The organism is Syntrophomonas sp. DTU019, assembly GCA_913757435.1.
In the GTDB taxonomy this organism is placed as follows: domain Bacteria; phylum Bacillota; class Syntrophomonadia; order Syntrophomonadales; family Syntrophomonadaceae; genus DTU019.
The window spans coordinates 40256-65122 of sequence record CAJYDM010000009.1 but is presented as its reverse complement, the minus strand read 5'-3'; the positions used below and the strand labels follow the sequence as shown (position 1 = coordinate 65122).

The window sequence follows — 24867 nt, the reverse complement described above, 5'->3', positions numbered from 1 at the left end:
AAGGCGGTTAAATACCTTCAATCATGCCAGACCCAGGACGGAGGGTTTAGCTGTGGTGATGAATGGATGGGTAGTGAATCCAATGCTGCTTCTGATGCCTGGGGGATACTGGGCTTGATAGCAGCAGGCGAGGATTTGCAGGCTGATAAGTGGAGGGTTAATGGGAAAAATCCCATGGACCACCTGCTGAGCTTGCAGGGCAAAGATGGCGCTTTTAAATGGAAGCCTGGACTTGATTCGGCAGCAATCACCATGACTGCCTATGCTCTGATAGCAATGGCCGGCAAGCCTTTTCCGGTAAATATCGATTACTGTAATCGGGCGGAATCAGTGGAAACATCCGCGCCCGGTCTAAACCAGTTTACCGACTTGAAAGCCGGTGCTTGGGGTTATGAGTCGGTCATGAAACTGGTGGAAAGGGGTGTTTTAAGTGGTTATCCGGATGGCAGTTTTAAACCCGCCAATTCCATCAGCAGGGCCGAGTTTGCCAGAATAGTCGTCAGTGCTTTATCCCTTCAGGATGGCCAAAACATGACCGCAAGATCATTCATCGATGTGCCCGCTGAATATTGGGCTCATCGCTATATATCTATTTGTGCATCACAAGGCCTTATTGAAGGGCTGGGTAACGGTAGGTTTGATCCTGCCGGAAACATAACCGGTGCGCAGTTGGCTACGATTCTGGTCAAGGCGTTGCCCGGTGATGAAGCAACTGCCGAGCCCGAAGGCTTTTTGTGGTATTCAAAATATGTATCCCAGGCCAGGGACAATAATTTGCTCTATCCCGGATTTCAGGCTGAAAGCCCTGTCAGCAGGGTACAATGTGCCTACAGCATAATGCAGCTCTGTCAGCATCTGCAGCAATAACACTAGACCATAGCATTATAGAAGAAATGGGGGATATCAATTAAGATTAACTCTTTGACAATTATCGCCATATTCTTGGGGGTCTTGTTGGTTTTGAGCCTGCTTCCGGATAATCCCCTGTACAGCCTGAACTGGCCCCTGTTGTCGGTGACTATTCTATGCCTGGGCTTATTAGCTTCATTCCGACGTTTTGAAAAGAAAGGGATTAGCTCCAAGGAAATAGCGTTGATAGCCACCCTGGCTACTCTGGCAGCCATCGTCCGGGTCCCTTTTGCGGTTATAGCGGGCATTCAACCAGCCACATTCGTGGTTATGATTTCCGGATATGTCTTCGGCTCTCAAACCGGGTTTATGGTTGGGGCAGTGGGCGCCCTGGTGTCCAATTTCTTTCTGGGCCAGGGACCCTGGACTCCATGGCAGATGTTTTCTTGGGGCTTGTGCGGGTTACTCGCCGGGCTCCTCCCGGCCCGGCCGAACCAATTTCCATTGCTGCTATTTGCGGCCTTATCGGGATTTTGCGGCTATCTTTTCGGATGGCTGATGAATATATGGCACTGGGTGGGCTTTGTATATCCCCTCAACCTGCAGACTTTCTTGGCCACATACCTGGCCAGCCTGGTGTTCGATACCTTGCATGCACTGGGCAACGTCGCATTTGCCGTTTTATTGGGGCCTTCCTTCTATCACATTTTGTTAAGGTATCGCAAAAAGCTTGAGGTTACCAGTGTTATTGAGCAATGTAACGATGCGCTGTAACTACACAGGATAGTCAACTGAGCCAACCAGAAGAACGTGTCCCTATGTTGGCTCAGCGAGAACGATACTTGGCGGCTTCTTTGAGCTGGGCTGCAGTGCTTTCCAGACGGGCAATGGTTGCATGTCGGTCAGATTTATCACCTGCAATTTTTTGCAGATGGATATTCATGTATTCCCAGAAGGCAGCTGTCATATTGCTTTCATTGATGGCAAAAACAACCGAGGGTGAAGTAGTCTTGCCCACCAAAACCCCTACTCCTTCTTTGACATAGACCATGCTGCCGTCCAGATGATTGTCGCTGGTTAAATGCACGTGATAGTTTTTATGGGTCTTAAGCAGTTTGATCACATTTTTCAGATGCTCTTTGTATTCCTGGGGCGTGTAATACACCGGCGTTCCATTGGGCATATCTGAAAAACCCATCACCACTCTGCCTTGCAGGATGGTTTCCAGCGCTGGCAAGGTAATTATTTCGGTAAAACAGTGATCTTTCAGCAAAGCGAGAAAGCGGCTGGTTTTTTCTTGCTGATAGGCAATAAGCGATTCAGCAGCTGAATTGGGAAGATGCTCTAGCTGGTACGAAACCAGCTCAGCCGGCATGGTTATGTTGCTGAGGGAATTTGTTTTTAAAATGGTATCGCCTTTTTCCGCTTCGAATTCGGCTAGGGTTTCCAAATAATTTCCCGGGTTGAAAGGGTTGAATATACGCATCAGAGGCCGACAGAGGGCCAAATAATCTTGATATTCGCTCTGCAGGGCATGAATCGCTTCCTGGCGGGTGAAAAGCAAGTTGGCGGTGTTTTTGATATCATCCCGTACCGAGGAAGATGTTACGGCGGCTGTTTGAGGAGCGATGAACAAGGTGCGCCGAAAGATGCCATCACGGGTTTTCGGGCAGTAATAAGGTTCAATGGACCCAGTCATGTAAATCGGCACCCAACCTCTAATACCGGTCAACATTTCATCAAAATTACGGTTAATGGTATGTATTATTTTAATTCGGTTGCCATTTTTCAATACCTGAAACATAAGGGCTGACCAGCGGGCAAAATATTCTGGATTATCTGACAGCCAGCTCAAATCCTCGTTGCTGTATAGTAACAGGGTTTGCGGGGTTTTATTCTGAGACACCAGCGTAAGAAAATACAAAGCAGCCCTACGCTTTCCTTCCACGCCATAAAACATTTCCACATCCTTTATGGGACCGGGATCAATGAGAGCTGCCGCCTCCTCCACAGCAGGAGCATTCCTTTTAAATTGAAATTGTCCCACTTCCATGAGAAAACTATCAATCGGATTTGGATTATCAGGCCCTTTTTCCTTCAGCCAGTTTAGGATCAAATGTTCCATTGTGTCTGATTCGTGAGGCTTAATGGAGGAATTGGTTTTAATGGCTTCAAACAGGGCAGCTTTTTGATAATCGGAACTGCATATACGGGAAAAATACCGGGCCATGGCCGGGATGTATCCGGCGCTCTCCACCGGGGCGCGGACTCCCCGGCGCAAACGGCTTACAAAGGAAGCATCCAGGGCAATATTGCGGGCTAACAGGCTGTTGGAAGTTTTGGTAATATTCATGAGCAGGTCCAGTTTTTCATCAAATGTCAAAATCCGCCCCTCCTTATAAGACATATTATAATACCATTCTATAAATTTTCCATCCTATTGGCACAAATCGTGCCAATAATTTGGCAGTGCCAAATTGTCCGGTGCGATCACATTAATACTTGCAATTGCTAAAATTTAAGAGAGGTGAACATTGTGACCTTCGAAATTAAACTGAAAGTAGGGTTTTTTAAAACCCAAGATTATTATTTGACCATTGCAGGGGAACAAATCATTTTGACCCCTCGGGACAGCTCGGAGACAGAACGTCTGGTAATAGCGCGCGAAGAACTCAAATTGGTTAGCATTATCAGCCGTAACCTGACCTGCGCAGATTTGGAAATCAGGACCCCCACCAATACTTATCTCGGCAGAATTTCACCTTCCGATGATCTGAAGGAACTGAGCAGCCATCTTGTCCAGGAATTTGGTGACAAATTTAATTTTCAGCATGGAAACCTTTAAGCATGCCAACGCTTGCCATACATGGTATGCTCAGAAATTACCGCCCCAGGGTTTAAGAGCAGGCAGTACTCTTCACCTGCCTGGGGATGATTTGTACCTGATAACTCCAACATCAATGACATCATTAATAAATACATAGACAGGAGGGATCTATCACACCTATGAATACTGTAGCAGCACCAGCACCACCTCGCTGGAAAACAATTCTCAACATGATTATCAACCCAGGCGAAGTGGTTAAGAACCAGATGATAAAGATCCCCTGGCCTTATTCTCTGATGGTCTCCGGTTTGTCCTTCACGCTCTTTTTCCTGCAGACCGGCCTTGACCTGCTGCGGAACGGTCAGGTAGAAACTAGTACGGTGATCCTGATAACTATGCTGGGACTCCTATACGGCACAGCCGGGATCGCGTTGCTGGCCGTGATGGTCTGGGCCTTATCCCAGGCGGAACAGCGAGGCCTCACCATGGATTGGGCTATATCCACCTTTGCTTTAGGGTATTCAGCAACTTTTGTATATGCTTTGAGCGGTTTGATTTTCTCCCTGGCCTTTGGTTGGAAGACCGCGGTTGCCTTCGGAGTTACCGGGGTTTTATGGGCACTCAGGCCCACCATGTACACCATTAAACAAATGTCAGGAGAACGGGTAGCTTTTAGCATAGCCATGACCACCCTATGCGGAGCGATTCTCCTGGTCGGTTGGGCATTGCTAGGCAAATTCGGTGCGTAAACTCATTGATGAACATTTAGGAGGCTGATCAAGGTGGAAATGAGATTGGGATATGCAGGGGGAGCAGAACCGGCCAGGGTCAAATTATGGCCGGCTTATCTGTGTTTCGTTATATTCGGTATTCTAATGCCATTCAGCAAACCGGAATTCAAGTTCACTACTTTACTATTCTCTCTCATTGCTGCCATAGTGATGGGTTTACTGGCGGTGAATCTGCTGATCATAGCATTTAACAGCGGCAACGCGGCGGCACGGCAGGCAGACGGCGGATTTGCCCGGGAAGCGGTGGGGACTGGCATGCTGTTTATGATCCCTTTTACAGTTTTGGCCATACTGGCATTGACCGTACTGGGGTGGAATGCAGTGATGCCCTTTGCTTCGGCGGCAATCACTACAGCCGCTGCCACAGCAGGGACTGAAGCTATGAAAAGAGGGGCCCAGGGATTGAAAAATGTAATGATTCCGACCCTGGTAGCAATGCTGCTTTCGACAGTATGGATGATGCTGACCGGCATTATGCCATAAGCAAGAGGAGGTGAAAAGCTTGTCGATACTTTATTTAGCTGCCAGACGCAAACATATAAAAAGCTCTTTAATAACCATCATGATGACAGCATTTGTTTTTCTGATGTGTATGGCTGGTTCGCCTCAAACTGCTTTAGCTGCGGGAGTAGGGGATGTAGTTACCCAGGTAACCAATGCCAACCTCGGTTCAGCGGAATTCGAGTTCGGGCAGGAAGAAGCTACCGGCTATGGTTTTGCCATTCATGCCGGCATGGGGAATCTCGGCAGCGGCGGGTGTATGCTTAGTGTTTTAGGACCGGCCGAAGCGGATGAAATACAAATCATGATCGATTATGTGGATAGTATATCGCAGGTATCTTACATGCAAACCACTCAGCTAAAAGGCTGTGAAGTTAGGGAATACAACACAGATTACGGGGTAGGTATAGGGGTCATACTGCCGGACTATTTCATAACTGTGGAAACGATGGATACGGGCCAAAGCAAGAATGCTGACCTGGCTTCTGCCAAGAGCATTGCCCAGCAGACCCTGGACGGAATGGAGAGAGCAGGCCTCTTGAGTCAGGCTGCCCCGGATATAGAATCAGGGACTTCGGCAGCAGAAGAAAAGCCGGCTGCAAGTAACGCGCCGGGAGCCTCTGTGCCGGCTACCGCAGAACCTCTTGAGGAACCGGTCCGCGTAGCCGATACCACTAATATCATGGCGGTTAACAATGGACCCACGGTTCCCACTACTTTTATAATCAACACTCCCCATTTGGTGACTGAGATCCATAATTATCACTGGAACAACGCCCGGGGAGCATCCCCGGGAACCATAGGCATAAAGGACCAGAACGGGAAGATGTACGGTCCCTGGCAGGCGGTAGGAACGCCGGGACAAGGCGGGGTACCCAATGCCAATTGGTTTGTGTATCCGAATATCGTCATTCCCGCCGGTACCTACACCATCATCGACTCCGATCCGTCTACATGGTCACAGAATGGAGATTCGGGCGGTAAAGGGATGTCCTATGTGATGGCAACGCCCCATTTTGAAATTACCGGCACCGCCCCCGGGGGTGCCGGAACCAGACAGGGAACCTATCCGGCAGGACATAGCCACAGCCCGGCCGGAGTTGGGTCTGTCGGCAGTATACCCGGACCTGCCAACACTACGGAAGCGGTTACGGGTGTTGTCGTTCCGGGATTGATTGCGACAGCATTAGGGGCTTTAGGCGGCCTGGGTGGCGGTGGAATACCTCCGGCAGGCGGAACGCCTATGTATCCCCCTGGCGCAGGACCACTGCCCGGTGCTGGAGGAATCCCGGGAAGCGGAGGAGGAACACCGGGAATAGCCCGGGCTACCAGTCAGATTGGACGCCGGGGCAAAGAAGAAATTCGGATCGATACTACCGACATGTACCAGGGCAATGCGATCCAGGGAGCTCCAGCAGATCAGGGCATCTATATTGAGACAGAAAGAGAAGCCGGTCTGTTCGTACAACCTGAACCCTTGATCAATGATCCGGGCCCAGAGATCTTCATCGATACCGTTGATATGAATCAGCAGGCTATTGATATCAGGGAAGCAGGGGGAGAACCTGGCATCCATATCGATACTATGGATATGTTTGAAGAGAGCCCGATCGCAGGAAGTGATGGTAGCCAGGGTATTTTCATAGAGACCCAGGATGAGGCCGGTCTGTTTGTGCAGCCCCGACCCTCGGTTCAAGATCCGGGAGCGGAAATCTTTATTGATACCATCGATATGCAGGAACAGGCCATTGATACCGGGGGAACAGGGACGGATACGGGCATCCATATCGATACTACGGATATGTTTGAAGAAAGTCCGGCCGCGGGTGCAGCCGGTGATAAGGGAATATTTATTGAGACGGAGGATGAAGCCGCCCTGTTTGTAAAAGCCAATGCAGACCGGGATATGGAGGCTGATCATATCAAGCCGCAGGTTTTTAATGCCAGAGAACATGAAGCAGGAGGAGAGCAATTTGCGGTTGCTGAAGGCGGTTCGGAAGCTCCGCTCGAAGACCAATCTGAACGCCTGTATACGGACAGCGAAGATGGGGAAGTCCTCATCGACTCCGGTGCCCGGGAAGACAGCAGAGGGACGGAACCTAGTCCTGGATCTGAAGAAGCAACTGCAGCCGACGGAACCTTTGACCAGAACGGATATGATGCGGAAGGTTTCGACCGGGAGGGATTCAACCAGGCGGGTTACGATCGTGATGGCTTTGACCGGGATGGTTTCAACGAAGCTGGCTACAACAGCGAAGGCTTTGATCAGGCGGGATTTGATAAAGATGGCTTTGACAAAGACGGCTTTAACCAAGAAGGCTTTGACAAGGCCGGATACGATAAGGACGGTTTTGACCACGAAGGCAGGAATAGCGCGGACTATGACCGAGATGGTTATAATTCGCAAGGTTATGACCAGGATGGTTTTGATAAAAGCGGCTTTGACAAAGATGGTTTCAACAAAGATGGATTTAATGCACAAGGTTATGACCGTGAAGGTTTTGATGCTAATGGCTTCGATGCGGAGGGCTTTGATAAAACCGGCTTTGATGCTGAAGGCTTCGACAAAGATGGATTTGATAAAGAGGGCTTCGATAAGGCGGGATTTAATGCCGAAGGTTATGATAAAGAAGGTTTCGATCAGTTAGGTTTTGATGAAGAGGGCTATAACCGGGATGGCTTTGATAAGACCGGCTATGACCGAGAAGGCTTCGGGCGGAATGGTTATGATGCTGAAGGCTTTGATCGGCAGGGATATAACCAGGCCGGCTATGATCGGGAAGGATTCAACAAATCTGGCTTCGATGCCGAAGGCTATGACCGGCAGGGCTTTAACCAGGCAGGTTTTGACAAAGAAGGTTTCAACAAGGAAGGCTTCGACAAAGCAGGCTTCAACCGGGAGGGCTTTGACAAAGAAGGTTTCGACAGGGAAGGTTTCGATAAAAACGGATTTAATGCTGAAGGTTATGATAAAGAAGGCTTCAACCAGGCGGGGTTTGACAAAGCAGGTTTCAACCGCGAAGGCTTCGATAAAGAAGGATTTGACAAAGCAGGCTTTGACAAGGAAGGATTCAACAAATCCGGCTTCGATGCCGAAGGCTACGACCGGCAGGGCTTCAACCAGGCGGGGTTTGACAAGGAGGGCTTCGATCGTCAGGGCTTTGATAAGGAAGGGCTTGATCGAGAAGGATTCAACAAAGCCGGATTTGACACCGAAGGTTATGACCGGGAGGGCTTTAACAAGGAAGGCTTTGACCGGGAAGGATTCGGCCGCAATGGATTTGACTCGGAAGGCTTTGATCGGCAAGGCTATGATGTTAATGGCTACGACCGCAAGGGATTCAACCGCAGCGGTTTTGATGCTCAAGGCTATGATAAACAGGGCTTTGATAAAGAAGGGTTCAATAAGGACGGATGGGACCGGGAAGGTTACGATCGTAAGGGGTTTGACCAGAATGGCTGGGACCGGGAAGGCTACGATAAGAACGGTTATGATGCTGATGGTTACGACCGGGATGGATATAACCGGGAAGGTCAGTCCAAAGAAGGTTATGATGCAGACGGTTATGACAAGAATGGCTTTAATGAGCACGGTTATGACCGAGATGGGTATGATCGGGAAGGTTTCGATTTCGAAGGATACAACCGCAGCGGTCGTGACCCCTGGGGTTACGACAAACAGGGATACGGGAAAGATGGTTATCACTGGAGCGGCTATAATGCTGACGGCTACAACCGAGACGGGATGCATTGGACTTATAACCCCTACGGAGAGGGAAGTCCATTCAACGTAGATACCCGTAATCCTTTTGATGGCGGAATTGTTGACCTTGGTGGGCGTAGAGAGGCCTGGGAACCGACCAAACCGCCTCTGGGAGAACCGTATCATCGAACCGTAGAAAAATACGGTGCCAAACCCTGGGATGATGAGATCCCGGCTCCACAACCGGAAAAACCCACTATACCTTCCACTGAGGATACCGGTGTGATCGGGCCGGAAGATCCCATGAATACCTTGAAGAATCATGATGTGGGAGACGGAAGAGATGTGGTACCGGAGGATCAGCCCAGCAGCATCCCGATCCCGGAAGAAGATATCCCCCAGAGTGACTGGCCGGGAACGGAACCCGAAGACAGCTTCCCCGGGGATCAAATCCCGGAAACCCAGCCGGGCAACACTTTTGATTATACGGATCCGGAAACCGGAACCACATCCACCTATGAATATGAACCGGGATATATGGGACCCCGGCATGGAGACCGGCAAGTGCTGGAGGGAAGCGGTGACGGTCAGACTTATGAAATCGAATTCAATGCCGTCACTGGAAAGTGGGTCAACACTGAGACAGGAAATGATTTTGATCCCAGTCGATTCGAATCCTGGCAGCGGGATGTGGCTGAAGACAAGCGTCGGGCTGCCATAGATCTGGAAAAGATGGCGAGACGCGAGGACGCCACCAGCAAGGCCATAGACAAAAACCTGGAAGATTGGCGCAAGCTGGAGCAAATGCAAAAGGCAGCTGATAAATACAATATCGGAGAACCGGGCGGCCCCGGTGACGTAGACAAGGCGATCCAAGGCCTTAAAGATGATATGCTGGCCGGTAAAGAGCTGGATCAGGAAAAAATGGATAAGATCCGCCGGGTCATCGACAATCGCATCCTGGGCAAAACCACGGCCGATAGCGGGGAACGATGGGAAGAGGATTGGGTCAAGAACCTGGGCTGGGCACTGGAAGCCAATGCAGCCACTGCCAAAGAAGTGATCACTGGAGAAAAGGCTGATGGCAGTACTTCCTGGTTGGGCATGGGGGCCAAGATTATGATCATAGGGGCTACCGGCGGGCTGGCCGGCGGTACGAGTCTTACTTATGTAACCCTGGACGGGGCTATGAATGTGGCGGAAGCAATGTACCGCATCAAGGATGAGATTGATAAAGGTGGGTCTGATTTCAGAGCAGTATCCAAAGCCCTGGGTGTATTAGTATTAGGCGAGCAAGCAGGATGGCTGGCAGGCAAAGGTTTTGGTGCCTTAAACAAGTCGATGCTGGAAAGGTTCCCGGTGTTTACCAATAAGGCGGCGGATTTTATTGAAAAGGCAGTGCTCAAGGGAAGTGCACTGAACCAGCAATTGAGCCGTAAGCTTGGCTTTATCAGCAAAGAATCAGCCGAATCAGCTTTGGATAAGATCAACAAGAGATTGGTAGAAATCGGCGGCGATGAGGCTGCAGAGAAGTTTGTAAAGCAAGCGTCAGGAAAACAAGGGGTCAAGGCAGGAGGGAAAGCAGCAACAACAGGCACTCAAGCTGCATCTAAAACCACCTCAACTGCCGGTAAAACTACCCAGGTGGCAAAACCTTCAGGCAAGCCGACACTGAAGACGGTATCAGCTGAAACACCTGGTTTGAAAATTGACAAGAACAGCTTTAAAGAAGCGGGGCTGCCTCCTGATTTACGCGGGATGCCAACCCGTGATCAGAAGGCTATTCGGATGGTCTGTGATAAATATGGGGTGAAAGCTCACATGAGACCAACCAATCCCGATTCAAGAGCCTGGCTGGAAAGCGGCCGAGCTCACCCTAAACCAGAGATGATCAAATCAAAAACCATAAACGAGCTGGACGTTGAGCTGGGTTATCCCAAAGAGAATATTGGCACAGTCGGCTGCAGGAGACCTGACCCGCTGCCAGCCGCAAAACCTTCCGATATGACAGATGCTCATTGGAATAGTCTGCAAAAGCGTCATGCGCAGAGGATGACTGAATTTACCGATCAGGCCAGTAAGCTCAAACAACTGGAAAAAGCGGACAAAATCGTTTGGGATCAAAAAACCGGAATTATCTACAACAAGCAAACTATGAAGCCCTATTGCGGAGACCATGATACTTTTGCCATTGTTGATGCGGTAAGCGGAAAACCGGTCTCACCGCGGATGAATGAGCAGATCAATCGCGAATTTCAATCTTTAGGGGCAACTCAGCATAATGAACATGTAGGCTGGGATTATTCGGGACTATCAGATAAAGTCCCTGACGGTGCGACGCCAGGAGCGCAATCACCGCGGGAAATAGCTGAAGCTATCGATAGGAAGATCTTAAGCGGCCATGGGGAGGGCGGCGAAGCACTAAATACCTATGATCCGCTCCGGGGAGAAAACGGCGGTTGGCTTACCAACTGGTGGGAAGGAGGAGTCAGACAATGAAGATAACCAATGCACGGGAAAGAAAAGAGTTTCTACAGCAATATTTTATCAAACTGGAAAAATGGCGGGAATATGACCTGAATCTGTTTCAGGATGGAAACGAAGCAGCGGAAGCCGCAATGGAAGAATTGCAGAAACAGCTGGCGGTAATGAGGGATGAATATGAAAACTGGCTGCCAGTGGTGCCTCTTTCCCGTTGTCCTTTCAGCGGTGTAACAGTTGATTATTGCATAGATCTACTTGGGTTGGATGGTTTGTGGTGGAATTATGACGCCCCGGTCAGGCGGACAGAAGAACTCCCCCCCACCTATTTTGCCCTGGACGGAGCTGTAACCCTAAAAGGCAGCATCGATTTAGCCCCGTTTTTATGCAAACCTGGTGCCGGGGTACCCGGCGTTTTACCCCGATTGTTGAACCAGCCAGAAATTCAGGCAGTAATTTCTTCATTTCCCATCGGCGATCATCAGGGATATGTAATTTTCTATTTTGCCGAAGATGCACCGGAGGATATGGTCAGGGTCAACACCTGGGGCACTCGGCTATATACCTTTTTGGATCAGGAAAACATGGTGCGCTGGGGTGATTATGACTTGAACATAAATGAATATGATTTTGAATTGAGCAGATGGATTGAAGCAGGCAAGCTGCACTGGATAAAACCCGGGGATGAATCACTTACGTTGGTGTCAGCCGTCGAAGATTGTCCCTATATCGGACTTAAGGGTAATCAGGAATTGCAGCGCATAGAACGCGGGGAAGTTTGGAGCGGGGAAACCTATTAAGCATGGTTTATAAAGGAGGCGGCAATATGGAAGTGAATCAGGATAATACGACTAGTATTGGTTTATACAAGCTTACACCGGGTGATATTGACCATTTATTCAGGCGCTCGGGATTAAGTGGCAACCAGCTTTCGTTATTTACTTATAATGCAGAACGGGGAGCCACCAGCAGTCCCTCGGAGCTCTTCAAAGAATTGGCCGCGAGCCCGAATTTGAACCGGGTGGCCAGACATTTATTGACTCCGGCAGTAAAACTCGAGTTCAACCGCGGCGGAGCCGGTGCAGCCGAAGAAACCTATCATGCTTTTCTTTCCCTGGAGGATAATGATGTCCTGGTACAGTTTATTGATAGTGAAGACAATATACTGCTCTTGCTCTTTGATAATGAAGAGTCATTCTGGCAATGGTGGGCGGATATTTACGCTGCCAATGCAGACAGCACCTACCAGCCAGTGTTCCCTGACGTGATGCCAACGGAAGTCCTAGTCTGTGCCCTGCACTGTATCGATATTTACCGCCGCTCTTACATGGAAAGCATGCTGGATTACCGGGGCGGCCTGAATCTGGCCATCAGCACTCAGGACTTTGTTGAACTGCTCAAACGTGCCCTGTCCAGTCAGGACAAACGCTGGCTTTTACCCACCCTATTTGAAACCACCCCAGGCCTTAAGGGGAGCAGTATAGCTTTGAAACCGGAACATGTTAAAAAGGCGGAAGAACTAGGGTTTTTGAGCAGCAATGAAAATATTCTGACCTTGGGTGAACGTTCACGGCTCATGGGCACCGAGATAATCACCAGTTGGCTGGGATCTATCGGCTGTCAGGCCACGGCTTTGGTCAATGGACAGGAAAAGAGCCTTTCCCGGATGTTTCTGACCTCCACGGCCTTTGCCAACCATATCTTCTCCTTTGAGACTATTGGCGGGGGCGGCTCGCGGTTTCGGCATCAAGCCAGCACCCGGCCCGAACTTATTCAGTCCCTGCTGAAATGGATCGAAGCCCTGCAAAAAGTAGTAGGTGGCACTGCCCCAGCCAAAACCGCCCAAGCCCAAGCCCAGAAACAAGCCTCTGCCCCGGCGATGAAGTTCTGCGGACAGTGTGGTGCGGAACTAAAACCCGGCAAGAAATTTTGTACCGGCTGCGGGAAACCGATCTAAACAGATTTATTAGCGTCAGATGGATTTGTTACTCCGCCAGAAGAAATTCGTTTTTAGGAGCCGTACCGTTCTAATCTGCTTCTTAAAGCAGAGGGAGTATTAGAATAGCTATCTGACAAAACGACCTAATTAAACAAGGAAGTGAAGAACAATGAGTGAATTAAAATTTTGTCCGGAATGTGGAGCGCCCTTGGCACCAGGAGATAGGTTTTGCGGTGAATGCGGCTTTGACATCAATATCATCGCCGGGAAGCCTGGGGCCTCTGCTGCGCCTGAGCGGCCAGCCACACCGCCCCCGGCAGCACCAGCTCATCAACCGCAGCAGCACAGCTATCAATCACCCCAGACGCCAGCCAGGCCCTATGCTGAAGCGTCCCCGCCTGCAGGAGGAGCTGGACCCATGCCGGGCAGAAATTATGCCCCACCGGGAACCAACCCAGGCGGAAACAAAAACGCGCTGATCATCATGATTTCAGTCTTGGCCCTTATATTCGTGGCTGGTGGTGGGATCTACTGGTGGCTTTCCAAGGATGATCCGGAAGGAAACACCGGAGCTCCGGTACAGACAGCCACTCAGAACAGCAACCCGGCAGCCAATAGCGGGCAGAATGGGCCCAGCGTGCCAGCTCAGACAGCACCCCAGCCAGATTTATCCCGGGCGTCGACCTATTTGTCCGAGCCAGGCTTGAAGTGCACTTTTTTTGTCAATTATCCGGATGGGATGTCAGGGATCGTTGACCGGATCAGCGGTCAGGCAGTCCCCAACCAATCCGTGCGGGTAAGTGAAGTGGAAATGGGTATTGATATGGGTGAAGAATATGGCTTTGGCTTTCATTATGTAGAACGAGCCGACGGAACTTATTACATCATGGATCAAGCCCCCTTTGAGATTTATCCGGTTTTAAAAAACAATATGACGGTAGGACAGACCTGGAGCTATGACACGGAGTACGGTTCTACCAATTATAAGGTTGTGGATATGGGTGTGGATCTGGATTTAGGTTTTGCCAAATTCGACGACTGTCTGTTGCTTTTGGAGAACAATCAAGCCGCGGGATTTCAGAGCATAACTTATTATGCACCGGGGAAGGGTTGCGTTTATGTGATAGATCCCGGCGGAGCTTTTCAATACTATAAAATGACGGAAATGACCAGGATCGATGCGGCTGAAGCAGCCAACACCATCATAAAATGGTGCCCGAACTATAAAGATATCAAAGATGACCGCACTCAGAGCTATTAGAACATGAGGAGGACTGGAACATGACAGTGGCATCGGGTGCGATGGAACTGTGGAGGCGGGTATCGCTTGTCCTGGGGATTATAATCGGTCTGGCACTGTTTTGCTATGTGGCACCGGCTGTGGTCAGTGTGACAGCGGTGGACTGGGTACAGGAACAAGCTAATGAATTGAAATCTTACAGCGGCTTGGTAACCAAAGAGGATAAACGGCTTAATGCACTGCCCCTGGATGAGTATATCCGGGAAAAAACCGGCGCAAAAGTGGTGGCCCTCGACAGTGATGAATGGTCAGACTTTTTTGTCCAGGTGAGACTGGCCAGCCTGGGAGAGTATCAACGTTCCAGCTTTGGAGACCGGGTCAGTGAAGAAGACAAAGATGACTTCTGGAGGCCAACGCGTCCAGTCCAGGTGTTTTTCAAACCCAATGAATTGCCCTATTATCAATGGGGGCTGCGGGAAGGTGATGGTCAAAGCGCATTTATCAGCACCACTATCGGCAGTGAAACATATTATCTGCGTTTAAACTACCACGATTACTTGAGCAGCGTGGGTGCAATGTCCAGCCCGTACCGCGTTGCTCCGGGATGGCTTTACCATCCTTTCCGCACCGTTGGCGTCGTTGTGATGGGATTAGGCTTACTGTTTTATATATTTCTGCCCCGAAGGAAAAAACAAGCCGAGGACATCAGTTATTCGGCCGGCAGCATGGTGGCAGGAGACCTGGTAGGGGTTATCCTCCTGGCTCCTTTTTATGGACTGCCCTTTTTGATCAACGGAGGCACCGTGCAGGCTATCATCGGTTTGTGGCCCATCACCCTGGCCATTTGGCTCATGGCCTTAATCAGCATATATTTGTTCTACAGCAATGCCTGGCACTCCTCTTACCGGATCGAGCTGACGCCGCAAGCCTTGTATCTGATAACTTTCAAGGGTGTAAAAGAAATGCGGTTTGATGAGATGACCGCCGTTGATCTGGTAGTCTTAAGAAACCCCGGCTGGTTCCGCAAACTCTTCCTGGCCATGGCCTTTATCTCGTTGGTCAGCGGCCGGGCCTCTTCTCCGCAGCCAGCGGGATCAGCTCTATTGGCAGCTGCAGCGTCCTATGGAGGCTTAAGGATTCAAGGCCGCAGCGGCGGCAAACCGATTTATATCTGGTTTTCGGACCAAATGGGCGGGGTGATCATCAACAATTTTGACCGGGTGCCGGAAGCCATCGAAGCTGCCGGGGTGCCATTCTATAAGGAAAACCAGGAAATCCAGGGATTTTCCATGTTTATGTAAGGGCCGTTAGGAGTGAGACGACCACCGCTCCGTGCGCTGTAGGGGTGGGGCTCTGCTCCACCCGGGTGACTGATAAACTGATAATAGTCGAAGCGCTGTAGGGGTGGGGCTCTGCTCCACCCGAGTGACTGATAAACAAGATGCTAGTCGAAGAAGGGAAGTATAGTTGAAAAATATTTTTTGGAGGAGGCAACAATAATGGTCGGATTAATAATTCTCGGAGTAATCGTAGTCTTATTAGTTGTATTCCTTATTGGAATCTACAATAGCCTGGTGCAGCTAAGACAAAGGGTGCAAAATTCCTGGTCCCAGGTGGATGTACAGTTGAAGCGGCGTTATGACCTGATTCCTAATCTGGTCAATGCCGTCAAGGGCTATGCCCAGCACGAGAAATCGACTCTGGAAACCGTGACCCAGGCCAGGAACATGGCTATGAATGCGGGCAATGTCCGGGAGCAGATGGAGGCCGAGAATATGCTCAGCAATGCTTTGCGCTCTCTGTTTGCCGTGGCTGAGGCTTATCCGGAATTGAAAGCCAACACCAATTTTCTGCAGCTGCAATCCGAGCTAAGTGACACCGAAAGCAAGATTGCTTATTCCCGCCAATTCTACAATGATACCGTACAAAAGTTCAACACCAAGATCGAATTGTTCCCCAACAACCTGGTAGCAGGTATGCTGGGATTCGCCATGGTGGATTATTTTACCCTGCAGGGGGAACCCAATGCTCGTCAGGCTGTGAAAGTGGAGTTTTAAAAAGGAGTTTCCAAGATGACACCAAAAATGCCTTATCGCCATTTCCGAAGCACGGTATTTTGCCTATTTATTGGCTTGTTCTTATTCCTGGTCTTAATAACTCCACCCGCCCTGGCGGACCGGTCTTTGACCATGGAACAGATCATTGTGGATGCCCAGGTCTTGCCGGATGCATCCATGCTGGTGACCGAAAGGATCAAGGTGGACTTTTCCGGGCAGTGGAACGGCTTTTATGTGAAAATCCCCCAGGGGGATACCCCCATTACAGACGTAAAGGTGAGTGAAAACGGGAAGCCTTATGCCTTTAATCCCGGTACCACATACGGAGCGCCGGGAACCTTCCTGATCAAACGCGAAGGCAGTGATATCCTCATTGACTGGAGCATCAATGCTAAAGATCAGGTGCGTACTTTCGATTTAACTTACCGGGTGGTGAATGCCGTCAAGATACATCCCGATGTGGCGGAGCTCTACCGCAAGTTTATCGGGGAAGCTAATGGCAATCGCATCTCCTCTGTACAGGTTAATCTGACCCTGCCGCCAGGCGCGGAAAAATTTAAAAAGGGGGAAGACATCCGCATCTGGGGACATGGCCCCCTAAACGGGGAAGTCGAATTTGCCGGCTCTAATGGGGTGGTATTCAAAGTCAGCGACCTGCCTTCCTATACCTTCATGGAAGGCCGGGTGGTTATGCCCCCCAGCCTCTTTACCAGTGCGCCTGCGGAAGCCCATACGACACAGCCGGCACTGAGCAAGATTTTAGCAGAGGAACAGGGCTGGGCCGACCAGGCCAATAAAGAACGCATGATGGCCAGAGTGGAGACGGGTGCCGGAATCGGTATCGTAGTGGCAGCACTGGCAGGCGTCTTTATGTTGTGGCGCAGGTACGGGCGCAAACACGCTACCGTTTTTGACGGTGATTATTACCGGGACCTGCCGGCCAATTACAGCCCGGCGGAGTTGAGTGTCTTGTGGAATTTCAAAGCCATGAAGGCTAATGATATCACTGCTACCATCATGGACCTGGCCCGGCGGCAATTTCTCTTTTTAGAGGAAGATACCGTACAGGTACGAAAACTGCTGGGCAGCAAAGAAGTCACTACCTTCCTGCTCAGCTTCATGCCCGCACCTGAGCCGGCTAGCTTAAGAAAACCGGAAGAAGCAGTTCTTAAGCCCCACGAAGCAGAGCTGATCGATTATTTGAAAAACGATATCGGCGGCGGCAAGGATTATATCTATTTGACCGACATAGAAGAATACGCCAAAAAAAATGGCCCGGAATTTTACGCCTTCTGGAGCGGTTGGACTTCCGGCATCATTGCCAAATGCCAGGCCTACGACTTCTTTGACAGCAACGGTAATATGTCGCTCTTTACTGTGCTGGGCGGCGCGGTGCTCTTTGTGGCAGGCTTCGTTCTGGCAGCCCGGATTGGAACCATCGGCTGGGCCATGATCATTGCCAGCCTGATCATTTTCTTCGTCCCGCGTTTTTTCAAACGACGTTCCGTGATCGGGCAGGAGGATTATGTGCGCTGGGCAGCTTTTAAGAAGTTTCTGGAACACTTCTCAGAGATGCAGCGACATGAAATCCCCAGCCTCATCATCTGGGAGCATTATCTGGTCTATGCGGTCACTTTGGGGGTGGCCAAAGAAGTCATCAAACAGCTGGAAGTGGTCTTTCCCAATATGCAGGATGGAGATTATCGCTTTGGGTCTGGATGGATGATGTATGGAACCTATCATTCCGGTATGAATGCCCTGACCAATTCCTTCGATGGGATCGGCGAATCCTTTGAGCGTTCTTTGACATCAGCCCAAAAGGCAGTAAGCAAGTCTTCTTCCGGTTCCGGCGGCGGAGGCGGATTCTCCGGCGGTGGCGGCGGAGGTGGCGGTGGCAGCAGTTACGGAGGAAGATAGACTTTTAGTTGGAAAGGGGAAAATTGGTAAGGCGTGGGGAGTGAGATGTGAGGCGCGAGGCGCCCCCCCATGTTTTGTAGGAGTCGACGACCTGTCGGCCTTCTCGTAGCAGCAGAACATTCGCTCATGCGCTGTAGGGGTGGGGCTCTGCTCCACCCGGACGACATGGGGAATGCTCGTGCGCCGTGGGGATCCTTATCTAGTCCGCACCATAGCTTGTCGTCTGGCAAGTCCAAAAATAAATGCGGAAGAGGGGAAGAGGGAGGAAAAAATGATTTGTCCAAATTGCGGTAATGATTCTGATAAAAGCATTAGGTTCTGTGTGGAATGCGGCAGCCTTCTGCCCCAAGCCGCAGATAACCAGACCACAGAACCTGTCATGGAAAGGGACCCGGTAGGGAATAAAGCCCTGATCGGTTTTTCAGAGCGGATTAATGACCCTGCCTTTGCCAGTTACCGGCGGCAGACCACTGCCTGGTCATTTATTTTTGCCGGGATCCTTGCTGTCATCGTGATCGTTGGTTTTTTTATCTATGGAGAAACAAGTTCTGAAATGGACAATCCCGAAGCCCTTTATATAGGACTGGGCATCGGCGGCATGTTCCTGACCATTGCTTTATTGTCTACCATCAGCCGTGCCATGGTAAAGCAGTGGGATGGGGTGGTCATTGATAAAAAAGTTGAGAAAAAGACCCGGCGCAACAAAGACTCAGACGGTCGGTACTATGTGGAAAGATACACCTTATATACCGTAGTCTTCAAAACCGACCGGGGCAAAATCCTGAATAGATCGGTGGATGATGATGATACCGTTTTCAATTATTTTGAGATTGGCGATCGGGTGCGTCAGCACAAAGGGCTGGGCACCCTCGAAAAATACGATAAATCACGGGACAGCATCATATTCTGCAACGCCTGCTCGACCCTAAACGACATCAATGATGATAAGTGCTTGCGCTGTTCCTGCCCCTTGCTGAAATAACGTTATAGGAAGGACGCAGGCGGACGGTTTGAGGCCACTGAAATACTGTCATATCATTCTGAGGCAAAGGCGAAGAATCTTTTTATTACGGCAGTTTCAAGATCCTTCATTAACGTTCAGGATGACAAAACGACTTTTCCGGTGGCCTCGGATGGTTCTGTTGTGTCAAACTTGTGCCCGTGTCCAAATTTTATCATTTCACGATTTTAATGAACTGCCTGAACAAATTCCCTTCTGAGGTCCTCATCATTTCAAACAGAGCCATTTCGGTGGTAGTGATGACCGCCCCCAACTCCCGCATACGCTCTAATGCTGCCATGCGGTTCCAAGAGGTGCGCGAGGACACGGCATCCGATGCTACATATATCTGGTAAGGTTCCTTGAGCAAGCCGCAAACGGTTTGGTAAACACAGACATGAGCCTCAATACCTGCGACAAGGATCTGCTCTCTTCCTGTTTCCCTAAGTCTAGTCAAAAACTCTTCATTCAAACAGGCATTAAAGGTCATCTTTTCTATAGCGGGCAGATCCCCCAGCAATTCGCGCAGTTCCGGGATGGTCGGCCCCAGTCCCCGGGGGTTCTGTTCCAGCAGGACAATGGGGAGTTGAAAAAGCTTAGCAGCCTTAATCAAGTTTTGCCAGTTACCATAGATCAGATTGGCCTCATGTACCGTCCTGGCCAAGGCCCCCTGAATATCCACAATCAACAAGGCGGTTTTGTCCATATCCAACATAATACCAGCCTCCTCCTTACTAGCTATGTTATGGCCATTCTACCATGAAAAAGACCACCAACACTTACCTAAAAACAGCTTTTAATGGACTGCAAGCAGCAACGTGCGCCATCCCCTAACTGAAGCCAGCTTTCAGATGGCTGGGAGTTATTGCCCAATAAGCTGTATAATTTTAGTAACAAAGGCTGAATAATACCTACCGGGCAAATACTATGAATTAAACCTGAGCGTATATCCTTATAAAGACATAAGGAGCCGCGAATTTCAGACAACGCTTCACTATGACCCGGTAATGGACCAGCGTAGTTATGCTGAAGTGTTGCTATAGGCTAACATCTCGGCTTAAAGCCAGAAAGAGGGATGACAATGAACGTATCTTACAGTCTTACCGAGAAGAATTTTAATGAAATCACAGCAGAGCTTGCCCAGACAGCCATGGGTATTTTAAAAGCAGATGTGGTAATACGAGGCGCAAGTATAGTGAATGTCAATACCAGAGAAATCGAGGCGAATAAAGATGTTGCTATTAAACACGGAAGGATTGTTACCGTAGGCAATGTTGACCATACCATCGGGGAAGACACGCAAATAATTGATGCTACCGGATATACCCTGGTCCCCGGGTTCCTGGACGGGCATCTGCATGTTGAAAGCAGCATGATGTCGGTCAGAGAGTTCACCCGGGCAGCATTGCCCAGAGGGACCACCACTATATTTATGGATCCTCACGAGATTGCCAATGTATTAGGCATGAAGGGGGTTCAGATGATGGTGGAAGAGGGCCGGCAAATGCCCATGAAAATCTATGCCACTATGCCTTCCTGTGTCCCGGCCGCGCCCGGATTTGAAGATGCTGGAGCGGTTTTCGGCCCGGATGATGTCAAAGCGGCCATGAGTGATGATCGCATTATCGGTTTAGGGGAGATGATGAATTTCCCCGGTATTATTTACGGCGACAAAAATGCTCACGGGGAGCTTAAAGCCACCTTGGATGCAGGGAAACCGATCACCGGACATTATTCCATCCCTGACCTGGAAATTGGACTACCGGCTTATGCTGCTGCTGGAATAGCGTCCTGCCACGAAAGCACCACCAAAGAGGATGCCCTGGCCCGGATGAGGCTGGGGATGTATGCCAAAATGCGCGAAGGCTCAGCCTGGCACGATGTAAAGCAGACCGTTCGAGCAATCACTGAGAACCGTATCGACAGCCGCTATGCGATTCTGGTCACAGACGATGTTCACCCCCATACTCTGCGGGAACTGGGGCATCTCGATCATGTGGTGCGCCAGGCCATCAGACAGGGTGTCGATCCGCTCACCGCAGTGCAGATGGTAACCATAAATACCGCCCAGTGCTTTCGGGTAGACCGGCATCTGGGAAGTATATCGCCGGGGCGCTGCGCGGATATCAACTTTATCAGCGATCTGGCCGAGGTCAGGGTCGACAAGGTGATGGTGGACGGGAAAATAGTGGCTGAAAACGGCCAAATGGTAACGGAACTGCCTTCCTATACCTATCCTGCGGAGGCGCGGCATTCCGTTCGTCTCAAGGAAAAGTTATCCCCACAGCATTTTGTCATAAAGGCACCGGCAGGTATGGCAACGGTCAAGGCACATGTCATGGAAATACGCGAAGCCCATGTGGGAACATATCACCGTTTGATTGAAATGAAGGTAGAAAACGGGCAGCCCCTGCACCGGGAAGCTGGTGATATTGCCAAGGTGATGGTGATGGAAAGGCATGGCGGGGACGGTTCTTACGGTTTAGGATATGTGCAGGGCTTTGGCTTAAAGGCCGGGGCGGTAGCCTCAACCGTGGCTCATGACAGCCATAATCTGTTGATAGTTGGCACCAATGACGAAGACATGGCTCTGGCGGGAAATACCCTGGCTGAGGTTGGCGGCGGCATGATAGCGGTCAAAAACGGTGCAGTGATAGCCTTGCTGCCCCTGCCCATCGCTGGTTTGATGTCTGACCGGCCCCTGGAAGAGGTGGCGGAAAACGTTGCCAGGCTGGATCAAGCCTGGAAGGATCTGGGCTGTAACCTGGTTTCGCCTTTTATGACCATGGCTTTAATATCCCTGCCGGTATTGCCTGAACTGCGGCTTACCAACCGAGGGCTGGTGGATTGCCTTAACTTTAAAATGCTGCCCTTGCTGGGGGAATAAACTTATAACTTGATTTTTGTGCCCCGGCATGTTAGAGGTAAGTTATACCAACAATTATTAAGGATTTGATAAAGCGTAACCCGTACCGCTGGGATGAGCCCGAAGATTATTATGAAAAGAGGGGATTTACATGGGAAAAGCCACTCAGGATCTGAAAGAAGAGCATAATGCTATTCTGCACGTTTTGAAAATACTGGATAAAGCCATGCCCAGTAGCAAGCCCGAAGCGGATATGTTGAAGTTTTATGGTGAACTGCTTTACTTCCTCAAAATATTCGCCGATAAATGCCACCACGGCAAAGAAGAACAATATCTTTTCACCGCATTGACCGCCCATGGGATCCCCAATCAAATCAAGGCGGACCTGTAGGGGTAATGCTCAAAGAACATGAAGAGGGCAGGAAATACATAGCCGCCATGAGTGAAGCCTTGGAAGCTCAGGATCTGCTTGGATTTAAACAGGCCGCCAGCGGATATCGCGACCTCCTAAGAAACCACATAGAAAAGGAAAACCAGGTGCTTTTTGTGATGGCTGATAAGGTGCTGGACGAAAACAAGCAGGATGATATGTTTGAGAAGTTCGAACAATACGAGGAGAGCATTATCGGACATGGAGTGCATGAAGAACTGCATGCCATGATTGAACGGTGGGCCAGGGAGTTCCAATAAAGAGTAATGGGAAGCAAATTGTATGCTTTCCCGCTACGATAATGGTACTAATTTAATCCCCGAAAGGAGAATACGCTATGCCGCTAAAGATTATGCAGGCCGACATCACCAAGATGCAGGTCGATGCCATTGTAAATGCGGCCAATGTGAATTTGAAAATGGGGGGAGGCGTATGTGGCGCGATATTCTCCGCAGCCGGGATCGACCAGCTGCAAGAGGAATGCAATCGTATCGGCAAATGCCCGGTTGGTGAGAGTGTCATAACCAGAGGCTACGCCTTACCCGCCCGGCATATAATACATACCGTAGGCCCCATATGGCAGGGCGGTTCATGCAATGAAGCCCAATTATTGTACAACTGTTATAAAAACTCGCTAGCCCTGGCCTTGAAACATAAATGCCACTCCATTGCTTTTCCCTTAATCTCTTCCGGGATTTACGGGTATCCAAAAGAACAGGCCTTAGAAATCGCGATTTCTGCCATCAACGAATTCCTGCTTACCCATGATATGGAAGTATACTTGACGGTCTTTGATGAACAGACTCTAATGCTTAGCGAAAAGATTTTCTCCGCCTTTGACAAGTAAATTGACCACAATTACAGAGCAGATTTATTCTAAGGCAACGCCGACCCATCATTGAATCTGGCCACATGCAAATACGGGAATTTCGCCCAAGCGGGAAAGGGATTGGGGATCCGGCCGCCTGAACACGGCCGATTCTAATGTTTCTCCAGAGCAGGATTGAGCAGCACTGTCCCTAAACCTTGCCGGAATTAAAAAAAAGGAGGTCAAGTCAGCCGTGCGGCCCGGCCTGATCTCCTCATCCAACAGATAATAGGACGACCAATAAAACCTTAAAAGTCTGAGATTTAAAGGTCTTTTTGTTTTTGGTGCTAAGACGTTAATACGGACATAGGACTTTAAGATTGACAAAGCAGGTCAAGAGTGTATTTTAAGTATCTGCTATCTTTTTGCTAGGAGGTGACGGATTGGAGAATTGGGAGAACATAAATGCGGTACAAAGGGTTCAGGATTATATCGCTGAGCATATCAATGAGCCCATCACCCTGTATATGCTGAGTCAGGCAGCTGGTTATTCCCCGTGGTACACATCCAGAATATTTAAGGAGTACACCGGAAAAACGCCACTGGAATACATGCGCCGGCTGCGCCTGTCCCGGGCAGCCCTGGGACTTTGGGATGACAGCAAACGTGTAATAGACGTTGCCCTTGATTTTGCGTTTAATTCCCACGAAGGATTTACCCGGGCTTTCTCAGATAAGTTTGGAATGACCCCGCAGCATTACCGTAAAACCACCCCTATGATACCACTTTTTATTCCCAACAGCATCCGTGCATATCACCTCATTAAGAAGAAAGGAGCAGTTAAAATGCAAACCAAGAGCGATACCAAGGTAGTATTTGTGCAGGTTGTGGAAAGGCCTGAGCGAAAGCTGATTTTGAAAAGGGGGTTTAATGCAGACAACTATTATGATTACTGCCAGGAGTTGGGCTGTGATATATGGGGAGAATTGTGCAGCATCAAACAAGCCCTATACGAACCTATTGGAATGTGGCTGCCGGAAAACCTACAGAAGCCCGGAACGTCGAAATATGCCCAAGGGGTTGAAGTGCCTTTTGACTATCAGAACGAACTGCCGGAGGGTTACGAGATAATTGACTTGCCGGCATGCAAGGTAATGGTATTCCAGGGACCGCCTTTTAAGGATGAGGAATTTGAGATGGCAATCGCCGATTTATGGCAGGTGATGGATAATTACAATCCTGAGCTTTACGGTTTCAGGTGGGCCGATGAGGATGGACCCAGGTTCCAACTGGCGCCGATGGGAGAACGGGGATATATAGAAGCCCGGCCGGTACGGGCCCTGTAATATATAGCTGCTTTTTCCTTGTACGGCTAATAAGGGCTGGATCCGATAGCTTCGCAATAATTTAGGCCGTTCCGGCAGGAACGGCCTTGATATTGGGCACTTAGTTGCAATA

General features: G+C 49.8%; 20 protein-coding genes. 18 read left to right on the top strand and 2 right to left on the bottom strand.

Features of this window, described 5'->3' with window-relative positions; all coding sequences use genetic code 11:
• Together AC15IQ_RS15095 and AC15IQ_RS15090 are read left to right on the top strand one after the other, a co-directional pair.
• Positions 1-867, top strand: an 867-nt coding sequence (locus AC15IQ_RS15095) for an S-layer homology domain-containing protein (RefSeq protein ID WP_483180287.1), incomplete at its 5' end; no start/stop codon positions are given.
• 54 nt (positions 868-921) lie between these two features.
• Positions 922-1623, top strand: a complete 702-nt coding sequence (locus AC15IQ_RS15090; protein ID WP_483180285.1) for an ECF transporter S component — start codon at positions 922-924, stop codon at positions 1621-1623.
• Between the two features lie 52 nt (positions 1624-1675).
• On the opposite strand, the gene AC15IQ_RS15085 is transcribed toward AC15IQ_RS15090, so the two are convergent.
• Positions 1676-3232 (bottom strand): transcriptional regulator, encoded by a 1557-nt coding sequence (locus AC15IQ_RS15085; RefSeq protein ID WP_483180283.1) that lies wholly within the window; start codon positions 3230-3232, stop codon positions 1676-1678.
• Positions 3233-3385: 153 nt separating this feature from the next.
• On the opposite strand from AC15IQ_RS15085, the gene AC15IQ_RS15080 reads away from it, so the two are divergent.
• The 11 genes from AC15IQ_RS15080 (at position 3386) to AC15IQ_RS15030 (ending at position 19287) form a co-directional block, all read left to right on the top strand.
• Entirely contained in the window at positions 3386-3694 is a 309-nt protein-coding gene (locus AC15IQ_RS15080) for a hypothetical protein (protein WP_483180281.1), read from the top strand.
• 161 nt (positions 3695-3855) lie between these two features.
• Positions 3856-4425, top strand: a complete 570-nt coding sequence (locus AC15IQ_RS15075; RefSeq protein ID WP_483180279.1) for a hypothetical protein — start codon at positions 3856-3858, stop codon at positions 4423-4425.
• A 33-nt stretch (positions 4426-4458) separates the two neighbouring features.
• Complete coding sequence (locus AC15IQ_RS15070) at positions 4459-4950, top strand: hypothetical protein (RefSeq protein WP_483180278.1); 492 nt, start codon at positions 4459-4461, stop codon at positions 4948-4950.
• 19 nt (positions 4951-4969) lie between these two features.
• Positions 4970-11170: a hypothetical protein gene (locus tag AC15IQ_RS15065; RefSeq protein WP_483180276.1), complete on the top strand. Its 6201-nt coding sequence runs from the start codon at positions 4970-4972 to the stop codon at positions 11168-11170.
• Positions 11167-11952: a hypothetical protein gene (locus AC15IQ_RS15060; RefSeq protein ID WP_483180275.1), complete on the top strand. Its 786-nt coding sequence runs from the start codon at positions 11167-11169 to the stop codon at positions 11950-11952. The genes AC15IQ_RS15065 and AC15IQ_RS15060 overlap by 4 nt, the downstream gene beginning before the upstream one ends.
• A gap of 26 nt (positions 11953-11978) precedes the next feature.
• Complete coding sequence (locus AC15IQ_RS15055) at positions 11979-13109, top strand: zinc ribbon domain-containing protein (protein ID WP_483180273.1); 1131 nt, start codon at positions 11979-11981, stop codon at positions 13107-13109.
• Positions 13110-13260: 151 nt separating this feature from the next.
• The gene (locus AC15IQ_RS15050) at positions 13261-14352 is read left to right on the top strand and encodes a zinc-ribbon domain-containing protein (protein ID WP_483180271.1); all 1092 of its coding nucleotides are present in this window, start codon (positions 13261-13263) and stop codon (positions 14350-14352) included.
• Positions 14353-14372: 20 nt separating this feature from the next.
• Positions 14373-15632 carry a hypothetical protein gene (locus AC15IQ_RS15045; protein ID WP_483180269.1) on the top strand — a complete coding sequence of 420 codons (1260 nt, stop codon included), beginning with the start codon at positions 14373-14375 and terminating at the stop codon, positions 15630-15632.
• 198 nt (positions 15633-15830) lie between these two features.
• On the top strand, positions 15831-16388 hold the full coding sequence (locus AC15IQ_RS15040) for a LemA family protein (protein ID WP_483180267.1): 558 nt from the start codon (positions 15831-15833) through the stop codon (positions 16386-16388).
• Positions 16389-16403: 15 nt separating this feature from the next.
• Positions 16404-18305, top strand: a complete 1902-nt coding sequence (locus AC15IQ_RS15035; RefSeq protein WP_483180265.1) for a DUF2207 domain-containing protein — start codon at positions 16404-16406, stop codon at positions 18303-18305.
• A gap of 271 nt (positions 18306-18576) precedes the next feature.
• Positions 18577-19287, top strand: coding sequence for a hypothetical protein (locus tag AC15IQ_RS15030; protein ID WP_483180263.1), 711 nt, complete (start codon positions 18577-18579; stop codon positions 19285-19287).
• 193 nt (positions 19288-19480) lie between these two features.
• Here AC15IQ_RS15030 and AC15IQ_RS15025 read toward each other — a convergent pair whose 3' ends face one another.
• Complete coding sequence (locus tag AC15IQ_RS15025) at positions 19481-20020, bottom strand: hydrolase (protein WP_483180261.1); 540 nt, start codon at positions 20018-20020, stop codon at positions 19481-19483.
• A gap of 366 nt (positions 20021-20386) precedes the next feature.
• On the opposite strand from AC15IQ_RS15025, the gene ade reads away from it, so the two are divergent.
• From ade to AC15IQ_RS15000, 5 genes are all read left to right on the top strand, one after another.
• Positions 20387-22192 carry an adenine deaminase gene (ade, locus tag AC15IQ_RS15020; RefSeq protein ID WP_483180259.1) on the top strand — a complete coding sequence of 602 codons (1806 nt, stop codon included), beginning with the start codon at positions 20387-20389 and terminating at the stop codon, positions 22190-22192.
• 130 nt (positions 22193-22322) lie between these two features.
• Positions 22323-22562, top strand: a complete 240-nt coding sequence (locus tag AC15IQ_RS15015) for a hemerythrin domain-containing protein (protein ID WP_483180257.1) — start codon at positions 22323-22325, stop codon at positions 22560-22562.
• A gap of 5 nt (positions 22563-22567) precedes the next feature.
• Complete coding sequence (locus tag AC15IQ_RS15010) at positions 22568-22861, top strand: hemerythrin domain-containing protein (protein WP_483180255.1); 294 nt, start codon at positions 22568-22570, stop codon at positions 22859-22861.
• Between the two features lie 77 nt (positions 22862-22938).
• Positions 22939-23448: a macro domain-containing protein gene (locus tag AC15IQ_RS15005; protein ID WP_483180253.1), complete on the top strand. Its 510-nt coding sequence runs from the start codon at positions 22939-22941 to the stop codon at positions 23446-23448.
• Between the two features lie 404 nt (positions 23449-23852).
• The gene (locus AC15IQ_RS15000) at positions 23853-24755 is read left to right on the top strand and encodes a helix-turn-helix domain-containing protein (RefSeq protein ID WP_483180251.1); all 903 of its coding nucleotides are present in this window, start codon (positions 23853-23855) and stop codon (positions 24753-24755) included.
• The last annotated feature ends 112 nt before the right edge of the window (positions 24756-24867 follow it).